Origin of the sequence: Methanoculleus sp. (assembly GCF_035363275.1) — an archaeon.
In the GTDB taxonomy this organism is placed as follows: Archaea; Halobacteriota; Methanomicrobia; order Methanomicrobiales; family Methanoculleaceae; genus Methanoculleus.
Window position 1 is genome coordinate 1 of record NZ_DAOSET010000072.1, and the last position, 8,702, is coordinate 8,702.

Below are 8,702 nucleotides of genomic sequence, written 5' to 3' on the forward strand. Positions count from 1 at the left end.
CCCGCCGACCTCGCCGCCGGCGCGACCACCGCCCTCGTCGGCATCCCGCAGGCAATGGGATTCGCCCTCGTCGCCGGAATCAACCCCCTCTACGGCCTCTACACCGCCGCGTTCTCGACGGCGATCGCCGCGTTCCTCACCGGCTCCTCCTACCTCAAGGTGATGCTCTCAAACGTCCTCGCGGTCTCGATCTACTCCGTCCTCGCCCCGGTCCCCGAGGCCGACGTCCCGGCCACCCTCTTTGTCCTGACCCTCCTCGTCGGGATCTTCCAGCTCGGCTTCGGACTCATCCGGGCCGGCAGCCTGACCCGGTTCATCTCCAACGCCGTCCTCACCGGGTTCGTCACCGGGGCTGCGCTCCTCATCGTCCTCGGGCAGCTCGGGAACCTCACCGGCTACGAACTCCCGAGGGACGCAATCCAGATCCTCGCCATGCTCGACCTCATCCTTCATGCGGGCGAGATCCGGCCAGATGCACTCGCGGTCGGTCTCCTCACGATCGCGCTCGTCATCGTCATCCGCCGCGTACCGCACCTCAGCTCCGTCGCCCTCCTCCTTCCGCTCATCGTCGCCACCCTCCTCGTCCGGGCCGCGTTCCCGGGCGTCGCGCTCGTCGGCGACATCGCCGCCATCCCCGCCGGCCTCCCGGCCCTCATCCTCCCCGACATCGCCCTCGCCCCCGACCTGCTCATCCCGTCGCTCGCGCTTGCCATCATCGGGCTCGTCATGGCCGTCGGGGTCACGGAAGCGATCCCGGAACGCGACGGGACCATCGCCGACGTGAACCGGGACTTTACCGGACAGGGAGTCACGAACATCGTCTGCAGTTTCCTCCAGTGCGCACCCTCGGCCGGCTCGCTCTCCGCGACAGCATTGAACGTCAGCGCGGGGGCAGAGACCCGGACGGCGAACCTCATCTCGGGCGTCATCGTCGGGGCCGTCATCATCGTTGCAGGACCGCTCGCAGAACAGATCCCGCTCCCGGCGCTTGCCGGCATCCTGATCCTCATCGGGGCCGAACTCCTCTACCGGCCCCACGAGATCGCCTGCATCTGCAGGTACTCCCGCTCCGGGCGCTGGGCGATGGCCGCCACCTTCATCTCCACCCAGGTCCTCCCGCTCCAGTACAGCATCTACATCGGCGTCCTCCTCTCGCTCGCCCTCTACCTGCTCACCTCCACCCGCGAGGCCTCCGTCATCCGCCTCGTCCCGGTGGACGGCGGGATGTTCCGCGAAGAGCCCCCGCCCGTCCGGCTCCCCGCGGGCCGGATCACCATTCTCACCGTCTCCGGCAGCGTCTACTTCGCCACCCTTCGGGCTATCGAACGGTCGCTCCCCTCCCCGGAAGGGGCAGAAGGCGCCGTCGTGGTCCTGGCCCTCCGGGGGAGGGTCGAGGCCGGGACCGGGCTCTTCCGGATGCTGGAACGCTACGCCCGGCGGCTCCGCGCCCACAACAACCGGCTCGTCCTCGCCGAGGTCGACCCCCGGCTCCTCGGGGGTCTGGAGGAGACCGGGGCGAGCGCCGCCATCGGCCGCGGGAACATATTCGTCGCAACCCCGGTCATCGGGGAGGCGCTCCGGGAGGCGATCCGGGCGGCGGAAGCCGGGGAGTGAGACCCGGCCGGAAAAACTCTATCTCGTCGGGCGCCCAACCCCTCCCGATGGATATGACCGGCGAGCGCCTCTCCCCCCCTGCCCGCATCGCGATAGTCGGGGCTGCGGTCGTCATCGTCCTCGCAGGGCTTCAGGCGGCCACAGAGATCGTCAGCCCGCTCCTCGTCGCCGTCTTCTTCGCCATGATCACCGCGCCCGTCATGACGTGGCTGACCCGCCGGGGAGTGCCCCCGGTCCTCGCCGCCGGGATGGTGGTCGTGGGGCTCATCGGGGTCCTCACCGGGGTGATCGCCTTCCTCGGTGCGGCCCTCACCGGGTTCGTCCGCTCGCTGCCGCAGTACCAGGCGAGCCTCGACGAACAGATCGCCGTCTTCCAGTCCCTCCTCTCCGAATACGGCATCACCCCGGGCGTCATCCAGATCGGAGACTACATCGACCAGGGGTTCGTCTTCCAGCAGGTCGCCGGGATCGCCCGGCAGGTCGGGTCCATCACCGTCGACGCCTTCATCGTCTTCGTCGGGATAGGGTTCCTCCTCCTCGAAGCGCCCCGGATCGCGGCCGTCATCAGGCAGCGCCTGGGGGCGGAGAGCTCCCCCTACCGGCACCTTGCGCAGTCCGGCCGGCTCCTCATCGACTACGTCGTCGTCAGGACGAAGGTGAACCTGATCACCGGTGTCGGGACCGGGCTCTTCCTCGCCGTCCTCGGGGTCGACTTCGCGGTGCTCTGGGGCTTTATCGCCTTCGTCCTGAGTTACGTCCCCTACATCGGGCTCGTCGTCGCCGCGATCCCGCCCACGCTCCTCGCCCTCATCGAGTTCGGGCCGGCCGGGGCCGTGGCCGTCATCGCCGCCGTCGCCCTCATCGATGCCGCCGCGGAAAACCTCGTCCTCCCCAGAATGGCCGGGCGGGACCTCAACCTCTCGCCGTTCGTCGTCCTCTTCTCCGTCGTCTTCTGGGGCCTCATCTTCGGAGCGGTCGGGGTCTTCCTCGCCATCCCCCTGACGATCGCGGTGAAGCTCTTCCTCGAGAGCTGGGACGAGACCCGGTGGATCGGGGAACTGCTGGGAGCCGGGGAGCAGCGGAGGTAGGGTTTATATACGCCGGGGTGATACCCCCGGCGCATGTCACCTGAAAGGAGAGAGCCATGAGCGACCTGGTCGCCATCGCCTACGACGGCGAAGAGACCGCGTTCCGTGTCAGGGACCGGCTCGTTCAACTGACAAAGGAGCACATCATCGAACTGGAGGACCTGGTGGTCGTCGTCCACCGGCGGGACGGCAAGACCGAGATCAAGCAGGCGACCAACCTCGCCGGCATGGGAGCACTCTCCGGCGCCTTCTGGGGACTCCTGATCGGCCTGATCTTCTTCGCCCCCATCTTCGGGCTCGCCATCGGCGCGATCACCGGGGCGCTCGCCGGGCGCTTCTCCGATTACGGGATCGACGACAACTTCATCAAAGAGGTCGCGGAGAACGTCGGGCCGGGCAACTCCGCGGTCTTCCTGCTTATCAAGAAGATGACGCCGGATAAGGTGGTCGGCGCCATCAAGGACTACGGCGGCCGCGTCATCCGGACGTCGCTCTCGGAGACGGAAGAGACAAATCTCCGCGACGCCTTCGGCGCCGGAAAGGCCGAAATTCCGCCGCCCGCCGTGTAAGCGGTGTGGCAGCCTTCACTCTTTTCCGGCACCCCGCCATAAGGTGTTTACCGGCCGCCGCCCAACACGATCTCATGCAGAGACCCGCCGGGCTCTACCTCGCCTGCCTCTTCCAGGTCCTCATCGCCGCAAACATCCTCATAGCGTTCTCGCTCGGCGAATACTCGCAGGTCTTCGGCGGCGTTGTCGGGCTTTGCCTGACGCTGGTCCCCGCCGTCGTCACCCGCCGGTGGAGCATCACCCTCCCCTGGCAGATCAACCTTCTCATCGCCTTCCTGCTCTACCTCCATGTCGCCGGCGAGATCCAGGGATTCTACCTGATGTACTACCCCTACTACGACAAGATCGCCCACCTCATCGCGGGGATAACCGTCTCGATCCTCGCCTTCGTCATCGTCCTCCTGCTCGACCGGTTCAGCCGACTGAATCTCTCCCGGTGGATGATCGTCGGGTTCATCGTCATCGCTGCAATGGCGATGGAGGGGTTCTGGGAGATCTACGAGTGGCTCTTCGACACCTTCCTCGGGACCAACCTCCAGCATGGTCTTGACGATACCATGCTCGATATGATCTTCGTCCTCATCGGGTCGGTCGCCGTCGCACTCGCCGGGAACCGCTACCTCGCGGAGTACTCGAAGGAGGAGATCGCCGGGAGGCTGGTGGCCCCGGAACCCGGCCGCGAAGAGCCCCCGACCGGGTGATGACCGGAACCTTTTTCCCGTCCTCCCCGGAGAGGGGGGCGCCATGCTTGAACGGATGGAGACGGGTGCGGAGAACGTCGTCGGATTCCGGTTCGACGGCGAGCTGACGGAGAAGGACTACACCGGGACGCTACTCCCGGCGCTTGAAGGGGCGGGAACAACCCACCCGGTCCTCCGGATGCTCTTTCATATCGTGAACTTCCACGGCTGGAAGGCGCACGGGCACTGGGAGTCCCTCAAGACCTCGCCGTGGATCGGGAAGGTCGACCGGATCGCGGTCGTCGGCGGCGAGAAGTGGGAAGAGTGGATGAGCCACCTGCCGGGGCTCTTCGTGGGATTCGTCGGGATCGACGCGCGCTACTTCACCGAAGGCCACCTGGACGCCGCGATCGACTGGCTGCGGGAGCCGCTCGCCGTCGAGGAGACCGCACCGGGGGTGGGATAGGGGGGGCGGGCAACCCTTTTTCATCCCGGGCAACCTACCGGTGATCAGACAGACAGCACATGCACTATTATAAAGATATCATATTCGAAAAACCCCTGCCGAAAGAGATCCGGCGGCTCGGGCTCCTCCCGGCAGACCTCCACGTTCACACACGCCACTCCGACTCGGCCACCCGGGTGCGGGACGTGCTGAAACTCGCCGCGCGACAGGGGATCGGGCTTGCGATCACCGACCACAACCAGGTGAGCGGCGTAGCCGAGGCGAAGGGGCAGAAGATCCGCGTCACCCTCGTCCCCGGTATCGAGGTCAGCGCCAACGACGGCCCGCACCTCCTCCTCTACTTCTACTCGGTCTCCGACCTCCAGGACTTCTACCGGCGCCATATCGAGAAGAACCGGAGGAACGGCCCGTTCACCGCGATACGCCTCGACACTCCGGAGATCCTCGACCGCCGGGAGGACTACTCCTGCATCGCCGTCGAGGCCCACCCCTGCGGCTACGCCTTCCTGAACCGGGGCGTCGAGCGTTGCGTCGCAGGCGCATGTATCGGCAAAGAGGTCTTCTCCCGCCTCGACGCCCTCGAGGTGATCTGCGGCGGGATGGCCCGGTCCCACAACATGAAGGCCGCCGGGCTCGCCGCGGCCCACGATCTGGGCCGGACCGGGGGGACCGACGGCCACCTCCTCCACGAACTCGGGGGGGTCGTCACCTGCGCCGAGGCCGATACCGTCGACGAGTTCCTGGACGCCGTCCGGGCGAGAAAAACCGTCATCATCGGCCGCGAGCGGCCGTTCGTCGAGAAGGCGGTGATGGGCACCGCGGTCCTCCCGCACCACCTCCCCTATGCCGTCTCCATCCTCCAGGCCCGCTGGGAGCAGAGCCTCCCCCGGATCAGGAAATTCGTCGAGAGCCGGCTGAACAACCGGTGAGAAACCTCACCCGAGCGGCGAGAAGAGCCGGGAGACCGACTCCTTCACCCGGACCCGGAAGGGTCGCGCCCGGTAGCCCTCCGGCGTGATCTCGGTGGAGACGGCGAGGTCCTCCTCGAACGTCCGCGCAAGCTCCGCCCCGACGGTCGCGTCGTAGAAGAAGGCGTTCGCCTCGAAGTTCAGCCGGAAACTCCGGACGTCCCAGTTCGCGCTCCCGACCGACCCCGCCTTGCGGTCGACGACGATCGTCTTTGCGTGGAGGAACCCATCGTCGTAGGTGTAGGCCCGCACCCCGGCATCGAGCACGTCGCCGATGAACGAGAGCGTCGCCCAGTAGACGAACGGGTGGTCGGGCTTGCAGGGGATCATGATCCGGACGTCGACCCCGGAGAGCGCCGCGATTCGCAGGGCGTCGGTGACGCTCTCGTCGGGTATGAAGTAGGGCGTCTGGATGTAGACCGACTCCCGGGCGGAGGTGATCAGCTTGATGTAGCCCTCCTTGATCGGGTTCCACCGGGTATCCGGGCCGCCGGAGACGATCTGGACGGGCGTCGTCCCGGGGCCGCCTGTGTCGGGGAAGTAGGGGGCCTCGAGAGACAGGTGCTCGCCGGTCGTATAGTTCCAGTCGAGGAAGAACCGGAACTGGAGCAGCCTGACGGCATCACCCGTGATCCGGACGGCGGTGTCGCGCCAGGGGCCGAGCGGCCCTTCCCCCAGGTAACTGTCCCCGATGTTGAACCCGCCGATGAACCCCACGACCCCGTCGATGACGGCGATCTTTCGGTGATTGCGGTAGTTGACCCGGTAGAACGAGGGGAAGAAGACCCCGATCTTCCCGCCGGCATCCTCCAGTTCCGAGAACGCCGCCCGCGACCCGCCCCCGGACATGGCCCCTATCGCGTCGAAGAGAAAGCGGACCTCGACACCCTCCCGCGCCTTCTTTGCGAGGGCGTGGACGACCGCCTGCCCGAGGTCGTCGTTGTTGACGACGAAGTATTCCAGGTGGATGTGGTGGCGGGCGCCCCGGATCGCCGCAAAAAGCGCGTCGAACTTCTCCTCTCCCCGGGTGTAGATATCGACCCGGTTCTTCTCGGTCAGGTAGGCCCTGTTGTTCTGGAGGAGGAGGAAGATCATGTCGTGGAACTCCTCCGCCGCCGGGGTGGCGAACCGGTGGAGGCGACCGGCGAGCACACGGCGCTGTTTCTCGAAGAGGTCTTCGAGGTAGCACCGGTCCTCCCGCTCCTTGACGACGAACATCCTCTGCCGGGTGTAGTTCTGCCCGAAGAAGAGGTAGAGCACAAACCCGGCCAGGGGCAGGAAGAAGAGGACCATCAGCCAGGCCGACGTCGCCGTCGGGTTCCTCCGCTCGAAGAAGACGATGGTGATGCCGGAGATGATGTTGATGAGTATGATGATGGAGAAGACTACCGGGAGATCCATTCTGCCGCCTCCTCGCCGGAACCGGGCATACCTCTTCTTCTCTACACGGGAGTATATTCGTGTATCTATCGTCGGAACGTTTCGTTGCGGCCGGTCGGATCGGTCCGGCGAAGAGGAGGAAGACCGTGACGCCGATCCGCCCGGCGGCCCCCGGCCCGGGGACGGGTCGAAACGGCCTGTCGCCCCCGCGAAGGGAGGGCAATCGCACAGGTGGTACCGGCGGCGGACCGGAACCGCAGACCCGGCCGGACGGCCGCAGCTTTTTTCCCTTCAGCAGCCCAAGGGGCACCCATGCTTGACCGGATGAAGGAGAGTTCGGGGCGTGTGGTCGGGTATCGGTTCGACGGGAAACTGAGCGAGAGTGAGTTTGCCACCGTCCTGATCCCGGAGCTCGAACGGGCTATGAACGGCGGCCAGAGCGTCCGGATCCTCTTCAAGATCGAGGGCTTCCGGAGCTGGAGGCCGGGGGAGGGATGGGATGCCCTCAGGCAGTGGCATGGGTTGGAGCGGGTTGACCGGATCGCCATCGTCGGCGGCGAGCGGTGGCGCGAGTGGATGAACCGCCTGCCGGGGCTCTTCGTCGGCTTTGCCGGGGTCGACGTCCGCTACTTCCCCGAGAACCGCCTCAGGGACGCATGGGGCTGGCTTCGCGAAGGGCTCCTGGTCCCGCCGCAGGCGGCGTGAAATACGTATATATTCCAGCCCCCAACCCTTCAGGCATGCACTGTCCCGTCTGCGGGCACGACTGCGTCACCGACGCCCCGGCACTCCTCGCGGAGCTTCCCGGGCGCTTTGCCCCCTGCCCCGACTGCATGGGGCTCGTCTACGACAAACGGAGCCCGCCGCCCGATATCGATACCGCAGAGCCCTGCCCCTCCTGCGGGAAGCGGTTCATCGACGAGGTCTTCGCCGCGATCTACCGGATCATGGCCGAGGAAGGCGACCTCGCCGGGACCGAACCCCTCGCCGCCGCCGCAACACCGCTCGTCCACCCCGGAACCGCGCTGCGGAGAGCACCTTACCTCCCGCCGCGGTCGCTCGTCCTCCTTTCGCGGTCGGTCGGGGAGCGGGCGGCCGCCCGGCTGGTCGGCGAGGTCCCGGAGGTCCGGGGCGTCGTCCGGACGGATGCCGGGACGCCGGGAGTCCGCGACACGGATGCGGCGCCGAAGGAGTACACCCTGCTTGCCGGCTGCGACGTCCGGGCCGACGTCTTTGCCACCCGCAGAGGCCCGATCGTCGTCTACAAGCAGCAGTCGGTCCTGCATGTCGAGTTCCCCCGGGGCCGGAACGAGAAGATCCTCTCTCTTGAGCGGGAGATCGCCCGGCACCGGCCGCAGACCTTCGTCGACGCCTGCTCCGGCGCCGGCACCCTCGGGCTTGCCGCCGCCCGGGCGGGTGTCCCGCGCGTGATTGCAAACGACGCCTGGTTTGCCGCGGCCTGCTGGACCGCCTGCAACCTCCGGGTGAACCGGGAGTTCCTCGGGATCGAGGAGGTGACGATGCACCGGGCTTATGACGACCTCCGGCGCCGACCGGTTGCCCGGGACCCGATCCTCGTCGCGACTGCCGCAGGTCCGCAGGAGATCGAGGTCTACCAGGGCGATCTGCGGCTGCTCCCCGGCGTCCTCCCGCCCGGAATCGACCTCACCGCCCTCGACCTCTTCGAGAAGGAGGACGCCGGGAAGGCCGACCGGATCACCCGGGCCTGGCTGACACGGGTGGGCGGAGCTATTTTTATCCCATAGACTCCAGTATATATGGGGACTAGCCTGGGTGGCTCGGCGTCACCTGTTACCCGAAACCGCCGTTACGCGGGAGGCGAAGTCCGGAGAAGGCCGCAGCGGCTTGCAGAATCCGTTGTGTCCCGACGGAGAAGCCTCGTCCCATGAGGTCGGCGGAGAGGTATCAAAGCCCCG

The 8,702-nt window shown here is 66.9% G+C and carries 9 protein-coding genes; 8 read left to right on the top strand and 1 reads right to left on the bottom strand.

Annotated elements, in window-relative coordinates:
• The 6 genes from PLN84_RS11840 to PLN84_RS11865 form a co-directional block, all read left to right on the top strand.
• A partial coding sequence (locus PLN84_RS11840; RefSeq protein WP_348532100.1) for a SulP family inorganic anion transporter occupies nucleotides 1-1,614 on the top strand: 1,614 nt, incomplete at its 5' end.
• A 47-nt stretch (nucleotides 1,615-1,661) separates the two neighbouring features.
• Nucleotides 1,662-2,702: an AI-2E family transporter gene (locus PLN84_RS11845; protein ID WP_348532101.1), complete on the top strand. Its 1,041-nt coding sequence runs from the start codon at nucleotides 1,662-1,664 to the stop codon at nucleotides 2,700-2,702.
• Nucleotides 2,703-2,758: 56 nt separating this feature from the next.
• Nucleotides 2,759-3,271: a DUF1269 domain-containing protein gene (locus tag PLN84_RS11850; RefSeq protein ID WP_292383605.1), complete on the top strand. Its 513-nt coding sequence runs from the start codon at nucleotides 2,759-2,761 to the stop codon at nucleotides 3,269-3,271.
• A gap of 74 nt (nucleotides 3,272-3,345) precedes the next feature.
• Nucleotides 3,346-3,972, top strand: a complete 627-nt coding sequence (locus tag PLN84_RS11855) for a hypothetical protein (protein WP_292383603.1) — start codon at nucleotides 3,346-3,348, stop codon at nucleotides 3,970-3,972.
• A gap of 43 nt (nucleotides 3,973-4,015) precedes the next feature.
• Nucleotides 4,016-4,417: an STAS/SEC14 domain-containing protein gene (locus PLN84_RS11860; RefSeq protein ID WP_292383602.1), complete on the top strand. Its 402-nt coding sequence runs from the start codon at nucleotides 4,016-4,018 to the stop codon at nucleotides 4,415-4,417.
• Nucleotides 4,418-4,476: 59 nt separating this feature from the next.
• Nucleotides 4,477-5,346 carry a PHP-associated domain-containing protein gene (locus PLN84_RS11865; protein ID WP_292383601.1) on the top strand — a complete coding sequence of 290 codons (870 nt, stop codon included), beginning with the start codon at nucleotides 4,477-4,479 and terminating at the stop codon, nucleotides 5,344-5,346.
• Between the two features lie 6 nt (nucleotides 5,347-5,352).
• On the opposite strand, the gene cls is transcribed toward PLN84_RS11865, so the two are convergent.
• Complete coding sequence (cls, locus tag PLN84_RS11870) at nucleotides 5,353-6,786, bottom strand: cardiolipin synthase (RefSeq protein WP_292383599.1); 1,434 nt, start codon at nucleotides 6,784-6,786, stop codon at nucleotides 5,353-5,355.
• 291 nt (nucleotides 6,787-7,077) lie between these two features.
• Between cls and PLN84_RS11875 the strand changes: the two genes are divergently transcribed.
• Both PLN84_RS11875 and PLN84_RS11880 read left to right on the top strand, forming a co-directional pair.
• On the top strand, nucleotides 7,078-7,470 hold the full coding sequence (locus PLN84_RS11875; protein WP_292383597.1) for an STAS/SEC14 domain-containing protein: 393 nt from the start codon (nucleotides 7,078-7,080) through the stop codon (nucleotides 7,468-7,470).
• A 35-nt stretch (nucleotides 7,471-7,505) separates the two neighbouring features.
• Entirely contained in the window at nucleotides 7,506-8,531 is a 1,026-nt protein-coding gene (locus PLN84_RS11880) for a hypothetical protein (protein ID WP_292383595.1), read from the top strand.
• Nucleotides 8,532-8,702: the final 171 nt, after the last annotated feature.

Bases quoted from the DNA above. Each gene is read 5' to 3' on its own strand.
- PLN84_RS11845 (WP_348532101.1), top strand. From the start codon at position 1,662: ATGGATATGACCGGCGAGCGCCTCTCCCCCCCTGCCCGCATCGCGATA.
- PLN84_RS11880 (WP_292383595.1), top strand. From the start codon at position 7,506: ATGCACTGTCCCGTCTGCGGGCACGACTGCGTCACCGACGCCCCGGCA.
- PLN84_RS11875 (WP_292383597.1), top strand. From the start codon at position 7,078: ATGCTTGACCGGATGAAGGAGAGTTCGGGGCGTGTGGTCGGGTATCGG.
- PLN84_RS11860 (WP_292383602.1), top strand. From the start codon at position 4,016: ATGCTTGAACGGATGGAGACGGGTGCGGAGAACGTCGTCGGATTCCGG.
- PLN84_RS11865 (WP_292383601.1), top strand. From the start codon at position 4,477: ATGCACTATTATAAAGATATCATATTCGAAAAACCCCTGCCGAAAGAG.
- cls (WP_292383599.1), bottom strand. From the start codon at position 6,786: ATGGATCTCCCGGTAGTCTTCTCCATCATCATACTCATCAACATCATC.
- PLN84_RS11850 (WP_292383605.1), top strand. From the start codon at position 2,759: ATGAGCGACCTGGTCGCCATCGCCTACGACGGCGAAGAGACCGCGTTC.
- PLN84_RS11855 (WP_292383603.1), top strand. From the start codon at position 3,346: ATGCAGAGACCCGCCGGGCTCTACCTCGCCTGCCTCTTCCAGGTCCTC.